This is a genomic window from Aliiroseovarius marinus (genome assembly GCF_050881025.1).
GTDB lineage: Bacteria > Pseudomonadota > Alphaproteobacteria > Rhodobacterales > Rhodobacteraceae > Aliiroseovarius > Aliiroseovarius marinus_A.
The window spans coordinates 664,494-683,310 of record NZ_JBNNXQ010000002.1; the positions used below are offsets into that span (position 1 = coordinate 664,494).

Genomic DNA, 18,817 nt, shown 5'->3' on the forward strand with positions numbered 1-18,817 from the left:
CCTGACACTCTCTGCTGACATGGCGCAGTTGGGGCTTTCCCCTGCCCGCGCGCTCGGCCATAATGCAGGCCACAAAACAAGAATTTTGGGCAGCATTCCATGAGCGAAGACCTTCTGGCCGGACAAGGCCCCGACGACTATGACGCCTCATCCATCGAGGTGCTTGAAGGGTTGGAGCCTGTGCGCCAGCGGCCCGGCATGTATATCGGCGGCACCGATGAGCGCGCGCTGCACCATATGGTCGCCGAAATCCTCGACAACTCGATGGACGAGGCCGTGGCAGGCCATGCCAACCGGATCGAGGTCACGCTGAACGACGACTATTCGGTCTCGATCACCGATAACGGGCGCGGTATTCCGATCGATCCGCACCCGAAATTCCCCGACAAATCCGCGCTTGAGGTTATCCTGTGTACGCTGCACGCGGGCGGCAAGTTCTCGGGCAAGGCCTATCAGACCTCGGGTGGTCTGCACGGGGTTGGCTCGTCGGTGGTGAACGCGCTGTCCGACAGCATGGTCGTGCGGGTGGCCAAAAACAAAGAGATGTTCGAACAGCGCTTTTCGCGCGGCGTGCCACTGGGTCCGGTCGAGAAAATCGGCGCGGCCCCAAACAAGCGCGGCACCGAGGTCACCTTCCACGCGGACGAGGAAATCTTTGGCAAACACCGCTTCAAACCCAAGCGGCTGTTCACGCTGGTGCGCTCGAAGGCCTACCTCTTCTCGGGCGTGGAAATCCGCTGGAAATCCCACATTGATGACGGCGAAACCCCAACGGAAGCCACCTTCCATTTCCCCGGCGGTCTGGCGGATTACCTGAAAGAAACACTGGGCAGCGCATCCGTCTATGCCGAGCAGCCCTTTGCCGGCAAGGTCGAGTTTCGCGAGCGGTTTGGTGAACCGGGCTATGTCGAATGGGCGATCAACTGGACGCCCTCGCGCGATGGCTACATCCAGTCCTACTGTAACACCGTGCCCACGCCCGAAGGTGGCACCCATGTCACCGGCTTCTGGGCCGCGATCCTGAAAGGCATCAAAGCCTATGGCGAGCTGGTGGGCAACAAGAAGGCCGCGAACATCACCCGCGACGACCTGCTGACGGGCGGCTGTGCGTTGGTCAGCTGCTTCATTGCCGACCCGGCCTTTGTCGGCCAGACCAAGGACCGCCTGTCAACCGAGGCCGCCAATAAAATGGTCGAACAATCCGTGCGCGACCATTTCGACAACTGGCTGGCGGCAGATACGAAATCCGCGGGCGCCATTCTGGATTTCCTTGTGCTGCGCGCCGAAGAACGCCTGCGCCGCCGTCAGGAAAAGGAAACGCAACGCAAATCCGCCACCAAGAAGCTGCGCCTGCCCGGCAAGCTGGTGGATTGCTCCGCCACCAACCGCGAAGGCACCGAGCTGTTCATCGTCGAGGGTGACAGCGCGGGCGGATCGGCCAAGATGGCCCGCAACCGCAAGACACAGGCGCTTTTGCCTCTGCGCGGGAAAATCCTGAACGTGCTGGGCGCGGCCAGTTCAAAAATTGGCACCAATGCCGAAATATCGGACCTGACCCAGGCGCTGGGCGTGGGGCTGGGCACCAAGTTCAACGTGGATGATCTGCGCTATGACAAGATCATCATCATGACCGACGCGGATGTGGACGGCGCGCATATCGCCTCGCTGCTGATGACGTTTTTCTTCACCCAAATGCGCCCGATGATCGACGCAGGCCACCTTTACCTGGCCTGCCCGCCGCTCTTTCGCCTGACCCAAGGGGCGCGCCGCGTCTATTGCATCGACGAGGCTGAACGCGACGCACATCTGGAAAAAGGTCTGGGCGGCAAAGGCAAGATTGACGTCAGCCGCTTTAAAGGTCTGGGCGAGATGGACGCGAAAGACCTGAAAGAAACCACGATGGACCCGGCGTCGCGCACGCTGATCCGCGTGACCATCGACGAGGACGAACCCGGCGAAACCGCCACTTTGGTCGAGCAGCTGATGGGCAAAAAACCCGAACTTCGTTTCCAGTATATTCAGGAGAACGCGAAGTTTGTGGAGGAGTTGGATGTTTAGCGAATGAAAACAAAATGGATTTCGATCAAACGCCTAAAAATGCACGAGTTCGATACGACACTTCGTAGAATGAACCCATGCGAACAAAACTGGCTACGAAAGCTGGAGATTCTTTGCGATCTAGAGAACAAAGCAATTCTGCAGCTTGTGAAGTTTTGTGGGCAAATCTTAGCTGCTTATCTGATTGTGACTTCATTGAGGGAAAACAACTTACTTTCCATCTCACTTTTTCAGATTAAGGCCTCCGTTCCGGTTGCCTATTTTCTGTCCGTAACTAGCTTTCTTTTCTTGCTGCTTATCATAGCTTTCAATCAGCTCTCAGTTGCAATGTCTCTCAGAGTTCGACATGGAGCTAAGCTTGCTCTTCCAGGTTTCTCAGTAGAAGTTCTCAGACAGTTGAAAGGATACTCGGAGAATTCTCTCGGTATTCCGCTCTTCTTGAACAGCTTCATCAAAGAAAAATTTCCGATTTCTAATTTCTTGAACACTGCGTTGCTAATGGTCATTTTCTCTTTGTCCATTCCATTTTTCGTTTTTGGTGGCTTTGTTCTAAACGAACAACTGGTCATATCGTTTGATGCAGAAGCCAATATTCTAGAAAGAATTTCATGCGGATTTGGTGCTATTTCGATAACTCTCTCGATGATGTATCTTCTACTGTTCCACATTCCATTTCCCGTCAAAAAGGATGCCAAATCGATACGGTGGGGAGTCCTATGGTATTTGGCACCAGTAGAAGGGCATCCTCGTGAAGCGGAATGGCTTGACGAACCAAATACAAAATAGAAAGCCTCAGCGAGCTACATGGCACGTGCACCGCACGGGCCACGCCCGACCCTCCCCCCGGGAGGGCGTTTTGCAACGTTACGACAAACGTAGCGTTTCAAATGTGGGAAAGTTCAGCAATTCAAACAGGTTCACGACGCCCACCCAGGGTCGAGCGTGGCCCTATGTTGCGCAGGTTACCCCTGCACCCCTTCCAAATACTCCGCCAGCCTGACCAGCGCCGCCGGGGTCGGGGTTTGCACGCCCTTCTCATCCACCCAGACCTCGATCTCGCTGTCCAAGAGCAGGCCAAACTCGGGCATCGGCCCACGTTGCGTGCCTTGGGCGTAGCCGTCGATGGTGGACATGACGAAGCGTGCGGGGAATTTGCCGCCGTGGCGGGCGGTGAGCGTGGTCAGGTCGGGGGCTGCGGGCAGCTCTCCGCCTTTGGCGTCATCGCCGTGGCAGGCGGCGCAGTTCGCGGCATAGATCTCGGCCCCGGTCATTTCGGACAGGTCCACGGTTTTCTCGGTCGAAAACGGGTTCTCCGGCTGGCAGGCAGCCAGAAGGATCAGGGCGAAGGGTAAGGCGCGGAGCATGTGGGTCTCGCTAAGAGATTGCTTTCACATGATTCTAACACGCAGCCGTCTGGGCGCAAGCCCTCAGTCTGACAAGGTCAGCGACGAAACCTCTGCGCTGATCTGGCTGTCGGTATCATCGCTGTCGGCAGACAGGGCGAGCGCCACCAGCGCGGTTGGCTCTGCCCCGAAAGCGCGCCGGTAGTCACGTGCCAGATCGACCTTTTCCGTATGGCTGCCCGTGCCTGAGGGCCGCAGAACAATCGTCTTGCCGCGTGCGCCCAGATAGGGTGATCCCAGCACCGATCCGCGCGCGTGTTTGCCCCCGCGCACATAGACCAGCACGCGGCCCTCGGGGTGGTTCAAGAGTTTGCGCAGGGACCGGCTGCCCTTCAGGCGTTCGGCCTCGGGCTTTGGCAGAAAGGCGAAGTAAAGCGCCAGATTGCGGTCATCGCCCCCTTTGCGTGTCAGGTCGGTGGCGGGCACGGATTGGGTCACCCCCCAGCGCCAACTGGCTTTGCGGGCGGACCAATCCTGAGGGCCAAGGCGGTCATAGATGATCGACACGGCCCCGTCGGCGTCGACCCCCATGGCGCCACCTTTCGGGGTGAAGCTGACTTTCGAGAAGATGGCAAACCAATGGGTGCGCCAATCGCTGAAGTTCACCGGGCCGGCCAAGGCGGTTGTGGCCGTGAAGTTCAGGGCGACGGTCAGGGCGAAGGCAAGGGACAAAAGGCGCATTGGGGGCTCCGGCACAAAGGAAAGCTGCGTCCAGATTGCCCAAATGCGCGGCGCAGGCAATGCACCCTCACGCGAATGTCAGGGCGCGCGAGCGGTCAGAGGATGCGCCCGCCATCCAGCTTCAGCGTGCGGTCCATGCGCGCGGCGAGGTCAAGGTTATGGGTGGCGATCAGCGCGGAAAGCCCCGTATCGCGCACCAGCTCCATCAGCGCCGCGAACACCGTGTCCGACGTGTCAGGATCAAGGTTTCCGGTGGGCTCATCGGCCAACAAAAGCGCCGGGCGATTGGCCAGCGCGCGGCAGAACGCCACCCGCTGCTGTTCCCCGCCAGACAGTTCCGCCGGGCGGTGGCTGGCGCGGGTGTCAACGCCCACGCGGGCCATCAGATCCATCGCGTGATCACGGGCGGCACCTTCGCTGATGCCATTGGCCAGCTGCGGCAGCACGATGTTTTCCAGCGCGGTGAACTCGGGCAGCAGGTGGTGGAACTGATAGACAAAGCCCACCTCATTTCGGCGCGTGGCGGTGCGGCGGCGGTCGGATTGCGCGCCCATCGCCTGCCCGTTGATCGCGACCTCGCCCGCGTCGGCCGTGTCCAGAAGCCCCGCGATGTGCAGAAGTGTCGACTTGCCGGAGCCTGAGGGCGCGACCAGCGCGACAACCTCGCCTTTGGCGATGGACAGCTCTGCCCCGCGCAGCACGCGAATTTCGCCCGGCGTGCCTTCGTTATAGGTTTTGGTGATGCCCGAAAGGCTCAGAACCGTGTCATTCATAGCGCAGCGCCTCTACCGGGTTCATCCGCGCGGCTTTGCGCGCAGGAAAGAGTGTCACGAGGAAGGACAGGGTCAGCGACAGGCCCACCGCCGAAGCCACATCGGCAAAGACCAGTTTCGCAGGCAGGTGATAGATGCCCCGGATCGAAGGATCCCAGACGCCGCCGCCCGCAAAGTAGTTCACGGCCGCAAAGATACTGTCGATGTTCAGGGCGAAGAGGCAGCCCAGTATCACACCCGCAATCGTCCCCACCACGCCGGTCAGCGACCCGCAGATGAAAAATACGCGCAGGATTGACCCTTCGGTCAGGCCCATGGTGCGCAGGATACCAATGTCGCGGCCCTTGTTCTTGACCAGCATGATCAGGCCCGAGGTGATGTTCATCGAGGCGATCAGCACCAGCACCGACAGGATGATGAACATCACATTGTCCTCCATGTCGAGCGCCCGAAGGAAGGCCCCGGACCGATCGCGCCATGTCCAGACGCTGGACGGTTCCTGCACCGCCTCCATGATCGGCATGAGAAGGTCGTCGATGCCCTCCGGGTCCTGAACCATCACCTCGATCTCATCTGCAAAACCTTCACGGTTGAAAAAACTCTGCGCCTCGGCCAGCGGCAGGTAGACACGCGTGCGGTCAATGTCCCAGCGCCCGGCGGTGAAGATATAGGTGACCTCGTAGGCATTCACGCGCGGGCTGGTGCCAAAGGCGGTTTTGATCCCGTTGGGCGAGATGATCTTGATCTTATCGCCAACGCCCACGTTCAGCTCGCCCGCCACACCTGATCCGATGGCGATGCCACGTTCAAAGGCTGACAGGTCGCCCACAAAGCTTTCGGGGCGCGCAATGCGCGGAATGGTCAGAAGGTCCTCATAGGTGATGCCGAACACCTCGACGCCCGCATTGGTCTGCCCGCGATTGGCCATGACCTGCCCCTTCACAAGCGGGGCGGCGCGGGTCACGCCGGGCACGGTGGCGATTTTCTCTGCCCAGCCGTCATAGTCGACAATGCTGCGCACGATCTGGCCATTTTCGTTTACATAGCTCTGGGCAAACACCTCGACATGGGCATTGGCCCCCAGAATGGTGTCAACAAATTCATCGCGAAACCCGGTGCGCACGGCCAGTGTGATGATCAGGGCGGCGACGGCCAGCGTGATGCCCACTAGGCTGATCCAGGTCATTGTGCTGACCCCACCTTCGGCCCGGCGGGCGCGCAGATAGCGCCACGCGATCTGCCATTCAAAGCGGGAAAACGGGGCTGTTCGGCTGGGCACGGCGGCTCCTGACTGGTCAAGTTTCGCGCAAATTGGGGGTTTGGGCGGGTAAGGTCAAGCCGCCTGCCCCCCTTTGGCCCGCTTCCGCCTATTGTGCAAAACCGCGGTAACCTGTGGAGAACCCAAAGTTTTCTGTGGACAAGTCCTGAACGCGCGAAACTTTTCCTTTACAGCGAGTCCCGCATTCGGCACCATATCTAGTAAGGTTTGACGCAAAGAACGCCGAACCTAGTACAGGCATCAAGCTTTAGTGGTCGCCGCGACGCGCAGTCACGATTTCTTAGTCGCCCGACAAAACGAAGCTGACACCAATGGAAGGGCAGAGCCATGGCCGCCACCGAGCAGTACATTGAAAGTGAAGATCTTCACCCGATTGATATTGTTGAAACCATAGCCGAACATCACGCATGGGAATTCGACCGGGTCGCGGACGATCAGATTGCAATGGCGGTGGAAGGGCAATGGCGCACCTATTCAATCACTCTTGCATGGTCGCCTTACGACGAAACGCTCCGGCTGATTTGCACATTCGAGATGGAGCCGCCCGAAGACGCACTCCCTCGTCTTTATGAGGCGCTTAATCGCACCAATGACATGTGCTGGACCGGGGCGTTCACCTACTGGGAAGAGCAGCGTTTGATGGTGTATCGGTATGGGCTTGCTCTGACCGGTGGGCTGTTTGCGGGACCTGAGCAAATCGATCAGCTGATCGCCTCTGCCGTGGCCACGTCCGAACGGTTCTATCCGGCTTTCCAGTTGGTGTCATGGACAGACCGCAGTGTGGAAGACGCGCTTCAGGTGGCCATCGCCGAGGCCTACGGGCGCGCATAAGACAGTTCTGGCAAGTAGAATTGAGAGCCCGGCGGATGCCGGGCTTTTTTTGCTGGCCCACGGGCAGAAACGCGCTATCCATGAGGCGACACATGCACCGGGGGACACATGACACTGGATGATCTGAAAACACGCGGACTTGTTCTGCTGGGCTGCGGGAAGATGGGATCGGCGATGCTTGAAGGCTGGCTGTCGGACGGCGTGCCCGCGACTTCTGTATGGGTGACAGACCCTTTCCCGTCGGATTGGTTGAAATCCCGCGACGGGCTGAACCTGAACACCGATCTGCCCGCTGACCCCGCGATTGTCCTCATCGCGGTGAAGCCCCAGATGATGAGCGAAGCCCTGCCCGCGCTGAAACAGCTTGGCAACGGATCTACCCTGTTCCTTTCCGTCGCCGCAGGGACACCGATTGCCACTTACGAGGCGATGCTGGGCACCGACACGCCGATCATCCGCGCCATGCCCAACACGCCCGCCGCCATCGGGCGTGGCATCACTGCGATTTGCGGCAACGCACAGGCAAGTGCTGCCCATATGGACCTGGCCGAAGCGCTTCTATCTGCCGTGGGTCAGGTGGTGCGGCTGGAGGGCGAACACCAGATGGACGCGGTCACCGCCGTGTCCGGCTCTGGCCCGGCCTATGTGTTCCACCTGATCGAGACGCTGGCGGCCGCAGGCGTAAAACAGGGTCTGTCCGAGGGCCTTGCCATGCAATTGGCCAAAGCCACCGTGGGCGGCGCGGGCGCACTGGCTGAAGAGGCCGACGACGACCCCGCCCAGTTGCGTGTGAACGTGACCAGCCCGGGCGGCACCACCGCCGCTGCCCTGTCTGTCCTGATGGACGAAAACAACGGCTTCCCTGCGCTTTTGACCCGCGCGGTCAAAGCCGCCGCCGACCGTTCCAAGGAGCTTGCAAATGGCTGAAATTACCTTCGACGACTTCATGAAAGTCGACATCCGCAAGGGCACTGTGACCCGCGCCGAACCCTTTCCCGAAGCGCGCAAACCCGCCATCAAGCTCTGGGTCGATTTCGGAGGGGAGCTGGGAGAAAAGAAATCATCCGCCCAGATCACCGCGCATTACGCCCCCGAAAACCTAGTCGGGAAAGAGGTCATGGCCGTGGTGAACTTCCCGCCCCGCCAGATCGGTCCGGTGATGAGCGAAGTTCTGGTGCTGGGCGTGCCCGACCCTAACGGCGAAGTGGTGCTTTTGACCCCCGACAAGTCTGTTCCCAACGGTGCGCGGATGTACTGATGAAACTCTTCATCTCACGCCCACTGCCCAACGCCGTGCTAGATCGCGCCCGCGCGGGCTTTGACGCCACGGTGCGCGAAAAGACAACACCACTGACCCATGATGAAATGGTCACCAGCCTGCGTGACTTCGACATCGTTCTGCCCACTCTGGGTGACCTCTATTCTGCCGATGTATTCAGCGCCGCCGGCCCGATCCGGGCGCGCCTGCTGGCCAATTTCGGTGTGGGCTACAACCACATCGACGTGGATGCCGCAAAAGCCCACGGGCTTCAGGTCTCCAACACGCCGGGTGCAGTCACAGACGCTACCGCGGACACGGCCATGACCCTGATCCTGATGACCGCGCGCCGGGCTGGCGAAGGCGAGCGGATGTTGCGCGCAGGAAACTGGGAAGGCTGGCATCCCACTCAGCTGCTGGGCCAGCATGTTTCGGGCAAAACGGTCGGGATCATCGGCATGGGGCGCATCGGCGAAGCCATCGCACAGCGCTGTCACCACGGATTTGGCATGAAGGTCGTCTTTCACAACCGCTCGCCCAAGACCCCTGATGTGCCCGCCACGCAACTGGGCAGCATCGAGGCCGTGGCCAAAGCGGCCGACATCCTTGTCATCGCGGTGCCGGGCGGGACGGACACGCACCACCTGATCGGGGCAAAGACCCTCGCCGCCATGCCGCCACACGCCATCCTGATCAACATCGCGCGCGGCGAAATCGTCGACGAGGCGGCCCTGATCACGGCGTTGGACACTGGCCAGATCTCAGGCGCAGGTCTGGATGTCTACGAGTTCGAACCGAAGGTGCCTGCCGAACTTATTGCCCGCGAGAATGTCACCCTCCTACCCCACCTTGGCACGGCCACGCTAGAAGTGCGCACGGATATGGGCATGTTGGCCATGGACAATATCGAAGCCTTCGCAAAAGGAGCGCCCCTGCCAACCCCGATCTAGCACATATTTCACGCGCCAACCCGAGCCGCCGCACGGCGAGGTGACATGCGCGCCGAAGGCGCACAATCAGTTGCCAGTGGCCTCGCGCCAGTGGCGGCGGCACAGGGACACATAGGTCTCGTTTCCGCCGATCTGCACCTGATCACCATCGGTCATGACCCGGCCCTGATCGTCCTGCCGCACCACCATCGTGGCCTTCTTGCCGCAATGGCAGATCGTGCGCACTTCGCGCATCTCATCGGCCAGCGCCAACAACGCAGCCGAACCGGGAAACAGCTCGCCCTGAAAATCCACCCGCAGCCCATAGCACATGATCGGCACGCCCAGATCATCCACCGCACGCGCCAGCTGCCAGACCTGATCGCGGCTGAGAAACTGCGCTTCATCGATGAACACACAGGCGCATGGCCCCTCTTCCAGTCGACGCGCGAGCTTTGCAAACAGATCTTCCTCGGTGCCAAACGTATCCGCATCGCAGCCGATGCCGATGCGGCTGCCTATGCGCGCCTCTCCGGCCCGATTGTCAAATTGTGCTGTGATCAGATAGGTTTGCATGCCCCGCTCACGATAGTTGTGACTGGCCTGCAAAAGCAGGGTCGATTTCCCTGCATTCATGGTCGAGTAGTGGAAATAGAGCTTTGCCATAGCATTGGGAATTACGCCGAGAACCCTTTCCATGCAACCAAAAGCAGCGCAGAAAATGGGCAAGAAAGGGCGAGGCAGTGATACCCGAGGTCAGTGGGCGACATGCGCCCTGGGGATGGAACAGACCTCTTTACTCGCTACTCACTTCTGCCTCACAACACGCCACTGACGCGCCCCACCCAATACAAAACGTGGGCCCTTCCTTGCACCGTGCTCGTTACACGCGGCACAACTCGAATTCATCAACTCGTTCTGTAATCAATAAACCAGTTCCCTTAGGCGTGAATTAGTGGGAAAAGGGGGCTGGAATTCCCCCGCGAGGCCGCGCTTCGGCAATAGGCCCGCAAAAGAAGGTATGCGTGAATGGACAGTGTTGGCAGTTATCTGAAGAAGCACACCGAGGCTCTGGTCAAGGATGTGGGTCTGGAGGCCGCGTGCGAACTAACTGGAAAATCCAAGGCGACTCTGGGGCGTTACTATTCTGACAGTGACGAGCATTCTGATCGCTTCATGCCCGTCGATGCTGTGGCTGCTCTGGAAGAAGCCGCCCGCTATCCTCATGTGACCAGCGCTCTGGCGGAACTGCGTGGCATCACCATGTCTTATGACAGCGAGCGTAAAAACGCGCCCGAAGGTGGTGTGAACACAGATGTGATTGCCCTATCGCAGCGGTTTGCCATGCTGATGGCGGAATATCAGCAGTCGATCGAGGATGGCATCATCACCATCAACGAAGCCAAGCGGCTTTTGCGTGAAACACTGGCGCTTCAGCATGTGTTGATCGACATGAAACTGCATCTGGAAGAAGAAGCGGGTTAAGGCCACGGGCCAGACCCGACAGGCCATTTTGCCGGGGACCTGACAAACAGCTTTCCAGCCCCGTGACGCGATGGGCTTTTCATGGCCCCTGCGTCAAATCTGCATGATGCAGATAGTAATCCACCGCATCCTGTACCCGCCGGAACCGGTCACCGCCCAATTTCGTGCCACCAAACCAGCGGGTCACAACGATCACGTGGCCCTCCAGCCCTTCGCGCTCCAGTTTTCGCAAGATCACCATGCCGGCGCCAGCCTCGCCATCGTCTCCTTTGACGCCTCCGCCTTCGGGCAAGACGGCGGCCCAGGTGTTGTGTGTGGCCTTGGCATATCGCTTGTCGCGCGTCAGCTGTTTCAGAAAGGCCTTCACATCCGCACGCGTGCGCACCGGCCCACCAGAGACCGCATATTTCGACCCGCGATCTGTCAGAAATCCACTGAACTGCTGCATGCCCCTCGCCACCTGTTGCGTCTTCACGCTGGCCTTTGGCCCGAAGCGCGCTAAACTGATCTTATGTTTACCATAGAACACGAATTCGATGCGACCGTTGTCACGCTGGTGGATGAAGGTCGCGATCCCCTGAACGAAGACGTGACGATCAACGCGTTTGAAGATTGTGTCACGCTGGAGCAATGGGATCCGCGCACCGATCTGGTGCATAAGATCACCTTGTCACCTTCGCAGCTTGGTGACCTGACCGCTGCGTTGAACTTGCCCGAGGGGATTTATAAAACCAAGGGTCCTAACGACTGAGCGTGCGTGCCACCGCATCTTTCCACGCGCCATAGCGTGCGCTGCGCGTGGCTTGGTCCATTTGCGGTGCAAAGCTGCGCTCGAGCGCCCATGCGGACGCAAACCCCGCCTGATCCGGGTAGATCCCCGCCTGCATGCCCGCCAGCCACGCCACGCCCAGCGCCGTGGTTTCCAGAACGGTCGGACGATCCACCTGAGCGCCGTTGATATCAGCCAGAAACTGCATCGCCCAATCCGACGCCGCCATGCCCCCATCCACGCGCAGAACCGTGTCGCCTTGCCCCTGCATGTCAGCGCGCATCGCCTCCAAAAGGTCACGCGTCTGGAAGCCCACCGCCTCCAACGCTGCGCGGGCAAATTCTTTTGGGCCTGACCCGCGTGTCAGCCCATAGATGGCCCCGCGACAGTCTGCATCCCAATATGGCGCGCCCATACCGGTGAAGGCGGGCACCAAAATGACCTCTTGTGCGGGGTCCGCGCCCTGCGCCAGCGCTGTGGTTTCGGCGGCACTGTCGATAATCCCCAGCCCATCGCGCAGCCATTGCACCGCAGCGCCCGCGATAAAGATCGAGCCCTCCAGCGCATAGGTCACCTTGCCGTCCAGCTGATAGGCAATGGTCGTGAGCAGGCGATTGTCCGAACTCACCGGCACCTCACCCGTGTTCAAAAGCGCAAAGCAACCCGTGCCATAGGTGGATTTCATCATGCCGGGTTCAAAGCAGGCCTGCCCGATGGTCGCGGCCTGCTGGTCCCCCGCCACGCCCAGAATGGGCACCGACGCGCCAAACAGGTTGGTCGAGCCAAAATGCGCGGCGCAATCGCGCACCTCGGGCAGCATCGACATGGGAATGTTCAAACGCGCGCAGATGTCTGCGTCCCACTGACCCGATTTGATGTCATAGAGCATGGTGCGGGCGGCATTTGTGGCGTCGGTGACATGGGATGCCCCACCCGTAAGCCGCCAAATCAGGAAGCTGTCGATGGTGCCAAAGGCCAGCGCACCCGCCTCGGCCCGTGCGCGTGCGCCGTCGACATTGTCCAGAATCCACGCCAGTTTCGTGGCCGAGAAATAGGGGTCCAGCAACAGACCGGTCCGCTCAGTGACCTGCGCCTCGAACCCCTCGGCTTTCAATGCCGCGCACTGCTCCGCGGTGCGGCGATCCTGCCAGACAATCGCGTTATAGACCGGCGCGCCTGTGACCCTGTCCCAGACCAGCGTTGTTTCGCGTTGGTTGGTGATGCCGATGGCGGCGATATCTGCGCCCTGGGCGGCTTCGCGGCAGGTGGTGACAACACTGTCCCAGATCTCTTCGGGATCATGCTCCACCCAGCCCGAGGCGGGGAAATGCTGGGTGAACTCCTGCTGCGCAACGCGGGTCGGGCGCATGTCGCGATCAAACAGGATGGCGCGCGACGAGGTCGTGCCCTGATCAATGGCAAGGATATGGGTCATGATGATCTCCCGGTCGCTTTTATAAAATCGCTAAAGCGTTTCGAGATTAAGTTGGATCACAACTTGATTTCGAAACGCCCACATCATTGATAGGTTCCGCGCGTTTCGACCTATTGTCGCGCCTCAACAATAGGTCGAAACGCTTTAGCATCCCCTCGCGCCTCTGTCACGCCACATGTCACGCCTCTTGGCCCGACAAAGCACTGGGCATAGACTGCGCCCAAGCAAAGGAGCAGGCATGGATATTCTGGACAAGTTGCGCGGTGCCATCGGGGCCGCACATGTATTGACGGGTGCGGATATGGCCCCCTGGGCGCGCGATTGGGTCGGCAAATACGACAGCCACCCGCTGGCGGTGCTGCGCCCCGGCTCCACGAAGGAAGTCAGCCAGATCATGGCGCTGGCGCAGGAACACGCTGTGCACATCGTGCCGGTCTCGGGCAACACCGGCCTGTCGGGCGGCGCGCAGGCCCCCGCGGGCAGCTTGCTTTTGTCGCTTGCCCGGATGAACCGCATTCGCGCGATCAAGCCCGCCGCACGTCTGGCGCTGGTGGATGGGGGCGTGGTGTTGGAGGCTCTGCATGATGCCGTGTCCGAACACGACCTGCGCTTTCCCATGACATTCGGCGCCAAGGGATCGTGCATGATCGCGGGCATGCTGGCCACCAATGCGGGCGGGTCGAATGTGCTGAAATTCGGCAATATGCGCGCGCTGTGTCTGGGCATCGAGGCGGTGTTGCCCGGCGGTGAGGTGCTCGATTTGATGAGCGAGCTGCACAAGGACAATTCCGGATATGACCTGCGCGACCTCTTGATCGGGTCCGAGGGCACATTGGCTGTGATCACCGGCGCGGTCCTGAAACTGGTGCCCGCACCGCGTGCCCGCGCCACGGCAATGATTGCGGTGGACCGGCTGGACACGGCGCTGTCGGTTCTGAACCGCCTGCAAGAAGTCACTGGCGGCGCGGTCGAGGCGTTCGAATACATGCCCGGCCGCTATCTGGAGGCGCTGGCAAACACGCGCCCTGACCTGCGCGCGCCTTTTGAAGATCGCCACCAGATCAACATCCTGACCGAGATTGCATCAAACGCCCCGCGCGACGTGGAACCGGGCGCAGACGGCAGCCAGCCCCTGACCACCTATTTGGAAGAGGTGCTTGTGGGCTTCATGGAGGACGGCACTGTCTTGGACGCCGTGATCGCCCAGAACGACACCCAACGCACCGAGATGTGGGAACGCCGCGAAGCCGCCGCGGAGGTGGTTCTGGGGCGGCAACCGCTCGTTAACAATGACATCGCCCTGCCACTGGACAGGGTAGAGGCGTTTCTGGATCGGATGGGGGATGAGCTTACCAAGCTGGACCCGATTGCGAAGGTGCTAGAGGTTGCCCATCTGGGCGATGGCAACATCCACTACGCGGTTTTCCCCAGCGATGCAGCGCTGTGCGATCCCATAATGGAACGGGTCGAGGATGTGGTGCGCGACATGGGCGGTAGTTTCTCAGCCGAGCACGGGATCGGGCTGTCGAAGCTTCCCTCGATGCAACGGCGCAAAGACCCGGTGGCGCTGACTGTGATGCGTCAGATCAAACAGGCGCTAGATCCGAAAGGGATCATGAACCCGGGCAAGGTGTTGCCTTAGAACACCACCTTTGCATGTGCACAGCGTCAACCGTGCACATACCCAACCTTGCATTGCCGCCCCAACTTGGCCCTACTGGCACGGGTATTGCGACCAAGAGGGAAACATGGAATGTCAAAAGTGATTGCCGACCGAATGACCGCCAATATCGAGGGCGACTTTGTCGTGTTCCTGATCGGGATGCGGGTCAACAAACCGTGGAAGCTGCACAAATGGGTGCCCGCTATCACGGCGATGCCCAAAATGCTGAAAGAACTGTCCAGACAACCCGTGGAAGAGACGGGGTTTCTGGGCCAGACCGGGTTGGGGTTCGGCAATTTGGTGCAGTACTGGCGCAGCTTTGAGCATCTGGAACGATATGCACGGGACCCGGATCAAGAGCATTACCCGGCCTGGATTGCCTTCAACAAAGCGATGAAGGCGGATCGAAGCGATGTGGGCATCTGGCATGAAACCTATTTGGTCAAAGCAGGCCAGTATGAAACGGTCTACTCCGGCATGCCGCCCTTAGGGCTTGGAAAGGCGACAGAGCTTGTCCCCGCGACGGGCAAACGCAGCGAGGCGCGCACCCGGCTGGGGGGCTAGATCACGCGGCCGTTTGGCCTAGTAGCTATACTCGTCGTAAATCCGGCTCAGATCCCCATCCCATTCACCGTGATACTTGCCCAGCAGCTCGCAGGCGGGCGAGCGGCCTTCTTCGATGCATTCCTGAAGCGCGTTCAGGAAGTGGGTTTCATCAGGCACCATGCCACCGCTGCCAACACGGGCGCGGGCTTTCAACCCGCCTTCGGCGATCTTCACCACCTCGCCCGCCAGATCCAGCATGCGGATGCCGTTTACCTCGGCCTGCAGCCCCTCGACCGACGCTGCCACACGCAGTGCCTCGCGGGTTTCAGCGTCCCAGCCCTTGGCCAGATCCCATGCTGCATCGAGGCTTGATTGGTCATACATCAACCCGACCCACAAAGCGGGCAGCGCGCAGAGGCGACGCCACGGGCCACCATCGGCGCCGCGCATCTCCATATATTGTTTGATCCGTGCCTCGGGGAAAATCGTGGTCAGGTGATCGGCCCAGTCGCTCAGTGTCGGCGTTTCACCGGGCAGCGCGGGCAGTTTGCCTTGCATAAAGTCGCGGAACGACTGGCCCAGCGCATCGATATACTCGCCATCGCGATAGACAAAATACATCGGCACATCGAGCGCGTAGTCGACGTAGCGCTCAAACCCCATGCCGTCTTCAAAGACGAAAGGCAGCATGCCGGTGCGTGCGCCATCCAGATCGCGCCAGATGCGCGAGCGCCATGATTTGTGGCCGTTGGGTTTGCCCTCGAAGAACGGAGAATTGGCGAAGAGCGCAGTGGCAACTGGCTGCAGCGCCAGCGCAACACGGAACTTCTGCACCATGTCGGCCTCGGACGCGAAATCGAGGTTCACCTGCACGGTGCAGGTCCGATACATCATCTGTTTGCCGTGGGTGCCGACCTTGTCCATATAGTCGGTCATCAGCTTGTAACGCCCCTTGGGCATCACCGGCATCTCATCATGCGTCCATTCGGGTGCGGCCCCCAGACCGATGAAACGCGCGCCGATTTCATCTGCGATTTCATGCACTTCACGCAGGTGTTCGTTCACCTCGTCGCAGGTCTGATGGATGTTGTCCAAAGGCGCACCGGACAGCTCAAATTGCCCGCCGGGTTCCAACGAGATATTAGCGCCCTCGCGCTCCAACCCAATCAGGTTGCCCGCCTCACGCACCTCGGTCCAGTTATACCGGTCGCGCAGCCCTTCCAGCATTTTCAGGATTGACCGATCCCCGTCATAGGGCAACGGCTTCAGCGTGTCCTTGCAATAACCGAACTTCTCGTGTTCGGTGCCAATCTTCCACGTCTCACGCGGCTTGCAGCCACTTTCCAGAAACTGCGCCAGCTGATCGTGATGGGTGATCGGGCCACCACCGGACTGAGGAATGGACATGTTCGGCTCCTGTAGAAAACGCCCCTAAGGGGCTCCAGTCGTGGGGCAAGCCGCCGCCAGTGTCAATGCAGCTTCGCGACGGCACGCTGCCAGATCACGACAGTGTCATTGGGTGGCGTGTTCACGGCGCGAATGGCCGCGTCGATATGGGCGCCGGACAAAGCCGTGAGCGCGTCAAAGATCGCCTCGGCGCCTGTTGCGCGGGCAGGTATGGTCAAAACCTCGCCAAATTGCCGAAAGCGCCAGACAGGCAGCCCAGCCAGATCTTTCCCAATCTCGATCTGCATCACATCATCAAGCGAGGCAAAACCGCCCCCCATCGGCGCCAGATAGGTCACCTGACGTTCGTCGATTTTCACGACACCGACCCCGCCATGGGCTGATCGAATGCGGGCTCGGCGCAGACCAGACCACAGAATCACGCCGCCGATCGCCGCCAGGGTCACTCCCATCCATTTGACCAAGCCAAGCGCGCCCCATGCCCACCACAGGCCAAGCAGGGCTACCGCCGCGCCCACAAGCGCCTCGCGATAGCGATGCAGCGGCGCATGAAGCTCTGGCCGGATCATCCCCAATCCCCCAGCACCTGCTGCCACATGGTCATGGCGGCAACGGCGGCGGTGTCGGCGCGCAGGATGCGGGGGCCGAGGCTGACGAGGTGGGCGTTCTCCATCGCGTGAAGACGTGCCCGTTCGCGGTCGGAAAACCCGCCTTCCGGGCCGATGAAAATCGCCCAGCGGTGGCCACTTGCAGCGGTCAATGTCTCAGCTGCCCCGACCAGAGCCTCGTCACAGAACATGATCTGACGGTCGTCGGGCCAAGCGTCCAACAGCTTGTCCATGCGCATCAGGTCCACGACCTCGGGCACATAGGTGCCACCGCATTGCTCGGCAGCCTCGACCGCGTGTGCTTGCAAACGGTCACGGCGGATGCGTTCGGAGTTGGTGAACTCGGTCGACATTGGCTGGATCAGGGCTGCGCCCATCTCGGCGGCTTTTTCGACAATGAAATCCGTGCGCGCCTTTTTGATTGGCGCAAAGCACAGCCACAGGTCAGGCGGCATGTGCAAAGGCTTTGACTGCACTTCGCATTCCAAAACGCCTTTGCGCTTCCCGGCTTCGATCACACGGGCGGGATACTCGCCATCGCGCCCGTTGAAGAGCGCCACAAGGTCGCCCACCCCCAGCCGCATCACCCCGAAAAGGTAATGCGCCTGATCGCGATCCAGCGAAACGGTTTGCCCCTGGGCCAAAGGGTGATCTACATAGAGCCGGACTTTTGCCTGTTTCATGAGGGAAACCTATGACCCCCAACGCCGATTTGCCAGACCCGAAAGGGCAGGTTTCCGACGCCTATACGGGCAATTGGGTGGATCACCGCGCGCCCGCATGGTCGCGACCCTATCTCAGGCTCAGCCGGGCAGACCGGCCGATTGGCACCTGGCTTTTGCTGATCCCCTGTTGGTGGGGGCTGCTTCTGGCCGCGGCTCATGACGGAACGTTTGGGATTTATGACTTTTGGATCGCGCTGGGCTGCGCCATCGGGTCTTTCCTGATGCGGGGCGCAGGCTGCACATGGAACGACATCACGGACCGGCATTTTGACGCACAGGTCGAACGCACCAAAAGCCGCCCAATCCCGTCGGGTCAGGTCAGCGTCAGGCAGGCCGTCTTCTGGATGGGGCTGCAGGCGCTGATCTCCTTCGGCATCCTTCTGACCTTCAATAACGCGACTATCCTTCTGGGTATCGCCGCGCTACTGCCGGTCGCCGTCTACCCGTTTGCCAAGCGGTTCACATGGTGGCCGCAGGTGTTTTTGGGCGTGGCTTTCAACTGGGGGGCGCTGGTTGGGTGGACAGCTCATACTGGCCGGTTGGAGTTGCCTGCGGTGCTGCTTTACGGCGCGGGCATCGCCTGGACGCTCTTTTACGATACGATCTATGCCTATCAGGACACCGAAGATGACGCGCTGATCGGGGTGAAATCCACAGCACGCCTGTTCGCAGACAACAGCGCACGCTGGTTGATGTGGTTTCTGATTGCCACTGTGACGCTCTTGGGCGCTGCTGTGATCGCGGCGCTTGCCCCAACTCAGAACCCGCTTTCCATGGTGTTGGCTCTGGGAGGCGTCTGGGCGCTTGGTTGGCATCTGGCATGGCAATTGCGGCAATTGGACACGTCTGATGCGCAAAACTGCCTGATGCTGTTTCGATCAAACCGCAATACGGGCCTGATCCTTGTGCCGTTTCTTGCCATTGCCGCATGGCTTTGATTGCACATTCGCTGGCTTCTCAATAAGAA

At 60.3% G+C, this 18,817-nt stretch carries 21 protein-coding genes; 11 read left to right on the plus strand and 10 right to left on the minus strand.

The features are described from left to right. Nucleotides 1–99: 99 nt before the first annotated feature. Both parE and ACRY08_RS08725 read left to right on the plus strand, forming a co-directional pair. Nucleotides 100–2,058, plus strand: a complete 1,959-nt coding sequence (parE, locus tag ACRY08_RS08720) for a DNA topoisomerase IV subunit B (RefSeq protein ID WP_432449521.1) — start codon at nucleotides 100–102, stop codon at nucleotides 2,056–2,058. A gap of 3 nt (nucleotides 2,059–2,061) precedes the next feature. Continuing rightward, nucleotides 2,062–2,844 (plus strand): hypothetical protein, encoded by a 783-nt coding sequence (locus ACRY08_RS08725; RefSeq protein ID WP_432449522.1) that lies wholly within the window; start codon nucleotides 2,062–2,064, stop codon nucleotides 2,842–2,844. A gap of 176 nt (nucleotides 2,845–3,020) precedes the next feature. Here the strand turns inward: ACRY08_RS08725 and ACRY08_RS08730 are convergent, their stop codons facing one another. The 4 genes from ACRY08_RS08730 to ACRY08_RS08745 form a co-directional block, all read right to left on the minus strand. Beyond that, nucleotides 3,021–3,422 (minus strand): c-type cytochrome, encoded by a 402-nt coding sequence (locus ACRY08_RS08730; RefSeq protein ID WP_432449523.1) that lies wholly within the window; start codon nucleotides 3,420–3,422, stop codon nucleotides 3,021–3,023. Nucleotides 3,423–3,485: 63 nt separating this feature from the next. Continuing rightward, a complete protein-coding gene (locus ACRY08_RS08735) occupies nucleotides 3,486–4,142 on the minus strand; it encodes a DUF3047 domain-containing protein (RefSeq protein WP_432449524.1) in 657 nt (218 codons plus the stop codon). Nucleotides 4,143–4,237: 95 nt separating this feature from the next. Continuing rightward, nucleotides 4,238–4,915, minus strand: a complete 678-nt coding sequence (locus ACRY08_RS08740) for an ABC transporter ATP-binding protein (RefSeq protein WP_432449525.1) — start codon at nucleotides 4,913–4,915, stop codon at nucleotides 4,238–4,240. Beyond that, the gene (locus tag ACRY08_RS08745) at nucleotides 4,908–6,194 is read right to left on the minus strand and encodes a lipoprotein-releasing ABC transporter permease subunit (protein ID WP_432449526.1); all 1,287 of its coding nucleotides are present in this window, start codon (nucleotides 6,192–6,194) and stop codon (nucleotides 4,908–4,910) included. The genes ACRY08_RS08740 and ACRY08_RS08745 overlap by 8 nt, the downstream gene beginning before the upstream one ends. Before the next feature lie 327 nt (nucleotides 6,195–6,521). Between ACRY08_RS08745 and ACRY08_RS08750 the strand changes: the two genes are divergently transcribed. The 4 genes from ACRY08_RS08750 to ACRY08_RS08765 all read left to right on the plus strand — a co-directional run bounded on the left by ACRY08_RS08750 (nucleotide 6,522) and on the right by ACRY08_RS08765 (nucleotide 9,233). After that, a complete protein-coding gene (locus tag ACRY08_RS08750; protein ID WP_432449527.1) occupies nucleotides 6,522–7,025 on the plus strand; it encodes a YbjN domain-containing protein in 504 nt (167 codons plus the stop codon). Between the two features lie 108 nt (nucleotides 7,026–7,133). Beyond that, a complete protein-coding gene (proC, locus tag ACRY08_RS08755; protein WP_432449528.1) occupies nucleotides 7,134–7,952 on the plus strand; it encodes a pyrroline-5-carboxylate reductase in 819 nt (272 codons plus the stop codon). Next, nucleotides 7,945–8,283 carry a tRNA-binding protein gene (locus ACRY08_RS08760; RefSeq protein ID WP_432449529.1) on the plus strand — a complete coding sequence of 113 codons (339 nt, stop codon included), beginning with the start codon at nucleotides 7,945–7,947 and terminating at the stop codon, nucleotides 8,281–8,283. Before proC ends, ACRY08_RS08760 begins: the two co-directional genes overlap by 8 nt. After that, nucleotides 8,283–9,233, plus strand: coding sequence for a 2-hydroxyacid dehydrogenase (locus tag ACRY08_RS08765; RefSeq protein WP_432449530.1), 951 nt, complete (start codon nucleotides 8,283–8,285; stop codon nucleotides 9,231–9,233). The genes ACRY08_RS08760 and ACRY08_RS08765 overlap by 1 nt, the downstream gene beginning before the upstream one ends. A 66-nt stretch (nucleotides 9,234–9,299) precedes the next feature. Here ACRY08_RS08765 and ACRY08_RS08770 read toward each other — a convergent pair whose 3' ends face one another. Continuing rightward, on the minus strand, nucleotides 9,300–9,878 hold the full coding sequence (locus ACRY08_RS08770) for a thymidine kinase (protein WP_432449531.1): 579 nt from the start codon (nucleotides 9,876–9,878) through the stop codon (nucleotides 9,300–9,302). 363 nt (nucleotides 9,879–10,241) lie between these two features. On the opposite strand from ACRY08_RS08770, the gene ACRY08_RS08775 reads away from it, so the two are divergent. Next, nucleotides 10,242–10,697 (plus strand): hypothetical protein, encoded by a 456-nt coding sequence (locus tag ACRY08_RS08775; RefSeq protein ID WP_432449532.1) that lies wholly within the window; start codon nucleotides 10,242–10,244, stop codon nucleotides 10,695–10,697. A gap of 79 nt (nucleotides 10,698–10,776) precedes the next feature. Here ACRY08_RS08775 and ACRY08_RS08780 read toward each other — a convergent pair whose 3' ends face one another. Beyond that, complete coding sequence (locus ACRY08_RS08780) at nucleotides 10,777–11,145, minus strand: YigZ family protein (protein WP_432449533.1); 369 nt, start codon at nucleotides 11,143–11,145, stop codon at nucleotides 10,777–10,779. Nucleotides 11,146–11,208: 63 nt separating this feature from the next. Between ACRY08_RS08780 and ACRY08_RS08785 the strand changes: the two genes are divergently transcribed. After that, nucleotides 11,209–11,448 (plus strand): hypothetical protein, encoded by a 240-nt coding sequence (locus ACRY08_RS08785; protein WP_432449534.1) that lies wholly within the window; start codon nucleotides 11,209–11,211, stop codon nucleotides 11,446–11,448. On the opposite strand, the gene glpK is transcribed toward ACRY08_RS08785, so the two are convergent. Further along, nucleotides 11,438–12,901: a glycerol kinase GlpK gene (gene glpK, locus ACRY08_RS08790; RefSeq protein ID WP_432449535.1), complete on the minus strand. Its 1,464-nt coding sequence runs from the start codon at nucleotides 12,899–12,901 to the stop codon at nucleotides 11,438–11,440. The genes ACRY08_RS08785 and glpK overlap by 11 nt on opposite strands. A 238-nt stretch (nucleotides 12,902–13,139) precedes the next feature. Here glpK and ACRY08_RS08795 point away from each other — a divergent pair, with 238 nt between their 5' ends. Further along, nucleotides 13,140–14,543, plus strand: coding sequence for an FAD-binding oxidoreductase (locus tag ACRY08_RS08795; protein WP_432449536.1), 1,404 nt, complete (start codon nucleotides 13,140–13,142; stop codon nucleotides 14,541–14,543). 111 nt (nucleotides 14,544–14,654) lie between these two features. After that, nucleotides 14,655–15,128 carry a DUF4188 domain-containing protein gene (locus ACRY08_RS08800; protein ID WP_432449537.1) on the plus strand — a complete coding sequence of 158 codons (474 nt, stop codon included), beginning with the start codon at nucleotides 14,655–14,657 and terminating at the stop codon, nucleotides 15,126–15,128. Between the two features lie 18 nt (nucleotides 15,129–15,146). On the opposite strand, the gene ACRY08_RS08805 is transcribed toward ACRY08_RS08800, so the two are convergent. From ACRY08_RS08805 to ACRY08_RS08815, 3 genes are all read right to left on the minus strand, one after another. Next, nucleotides 15,147–16,517: a glutamate--cysteine ligase gene (locus ACRY08_RS08805; protein WP_432449538.1), complete on the minus strand. Its 1,371-nt coding sequence runs from the start codon at nucleotides 16,515–16,517 to the stop codon at nucleotides 15,147–15,149. Between the two features lie 62 nt (nucleotides 16,518–16,579). After that, nucleotides 16,580–17,086, minus strand: coding sequence for a hypothetical protein (locus ACRY08_RS08810; RefSeq protein ID WP_432449539.1), 507 nt, complete (start codon nucleotides 17,084–17,086; stop codon nucleotides 16,580–16,582). After that, entirely contained in the window at nucleotides 17,083–17,808 is a 726-nt protein-coding gene (locus ACRY08_RS08815) for a 16S rRNA (uracil(1498)-N(3))-methyltransferase (RefSeq protein WP_432449540.1), read from the minus strand. The genes ACRY08_RS08810 and ACRY08_RS08815 overlap by 4 nt, the downstream gene beginning before the upstream one ends. 11 nt (nucleotides 17,809–17,819) lie before the next feature. On the opposite strand from ACRY08_RS08815, the gene ubiA reads away from it, so the two are divergent. Beyond that, the gene (ubiA, locus tag ACRY08_RS08820) at nucleotides 17,820–18,788 is read left to right on the plus strand and encodes a 4-hydroxybenzoate octaprenyltransferase (RefSeq protein ID WP_432449541.1); all 969 of its coding nucleotides are present in this window, start codon (nucleotides 17,820–17,822) and stop codon (nucleotides 18,786–18,788) included. Nucleotides 18,789–18,817: the final 29 nt, after the last annotated feature.

Coding starts and splice junctions, on each gene's coding strand:
- parE (WP_432449521.1), top strand. CDS start 100: ATGAGCGAAGACCTTCTGGCCGGACAAGGCCCCGACGACTATGACGCC.
- ACRY08_RS08725 (WP_432449522.1), top strand. CDS start 2,062: ATGAAAACAAAATGGATTTCGATCAAACGCCTAAAAATGCACGAGTTC.
- ACRY08_RS08730 (WP_432449523.1), bottom strand. CDS start 3,422: ATGCTCCGCGCCTTACCCTTCGCCCTGATCCTTCTGGCTGCCTGCCAG.
- ACRY08_RS08735 (WP_432449524.1), bottom strand. CDS start 4,142: ATGCGCCTTTTGTCCCTTGCCTTCGCCCTGACCGTCGCCCTGAACTTC.
- ACRY08_RS08740 (WP_432449525.1), bottom strand. CDS start 4,915: ATGAATGACACGGTTCTGAGCCTTTCGGGCATCACCAAAACCTATAAC.
- ACRY08_RS08750 (WP_432449527.1), top strand. CDS start 6,522: ATGGCCGCCACCGAGCAGTACATTGAAAGTGAAGATCTTCACCCGATT.
- proC (WP_432449528.1), top strand. CDS start 7,134: ATGACACTGGATGATCTGAAAACACGCGGACTTGTTCTGCTGGGCTGC.
- ACRY08_RS08760 (WP_432449529.1), top strand. CDS start 7,945: ATGGCTGAAATTACCTTCGACGACTTCATGAAAGTCGACATCCGCAAG.
- ACRY08_RS08765 (WP_432449530.1), top strand. CDS start 8,283: ATGAAACTCTTCATCTCACGCCCACTGCCCAACGCCGTGCTAGATCGC.
- ACRY08_RS08770 (WP_432449531.1), bottom strand. CDS start 9,878: ATGGCAAAGCTCTATTTCCACTACTCGACCATGAATGCAGGGAAATCG.
- ACRY08_RS08775 (WP_432449532.1), top strand. CDS start 10,242: ATGGACAGTGTTGGCAGTTATCTGAAGAAGCACACCGAGGCTCTGGTC.
- ACRY08_RS08780 (WP_432449533.1), bottom strand. CDS start 11,145: ATGCAGCAGTTCAGTGGATTTCTGACAGATCGCGGGTCGAAATATGCG.
- ACRY08_RS08785 (WP_432449534.1), top strand. CDS start 11,209: ATGTTTACCATAGAACACGAATTCGATGCGACCGTTGTCACGCTGGTG.
- glpK (WP_432449535.1), bottom strand. CDS start 12,901: ATGACCCATATCCTTGCCATTGATCAGGGCACGACCTCGTCGCGCGCC.
- ACRY08_RS08795 (WP_432449536.1), top strand. CDS start 13,140: ATGGATATTCTGGACAAGTTGCGCGGTGCCATCGGGGCCGCACATGTA.
- ACRY08_RS08800 (WP_432449537.1), top strand. CDS start 14,655: ATGTCAAAAGTGATTGCCGACCGAATGACCGCCAATATCGAGGGCGAC.
- ACRY08_RS08805 (WP_432449538.1), bottom strand. CDS start 16,517: ATGTCCATTCCTCAGTCCGGTGGTGGCCCGATCACCCATCACGATCAG.
- ACRY08_RS08810 (WP_432449539.1), bottom strand. CDS start 17,086: ATGATCCGGCCAGAGCTTCATGCGCCGCTGCATCGCTATCGCGAGGCG.
- ACRY08_RS08815 (WP_432449540.1), bottom strand. CDS start 17,808: ATGAAACAGGCAAAAGTCCGGCTCTATGTAGATCACCCTTTGGCCCAG.
- ubiA (WP_432449541.1), top strand. CDS start 17,820: ATGACCCCCAACGCCGATTTGCCAGACCCGAAAGGGCAGGTTTCCGAC.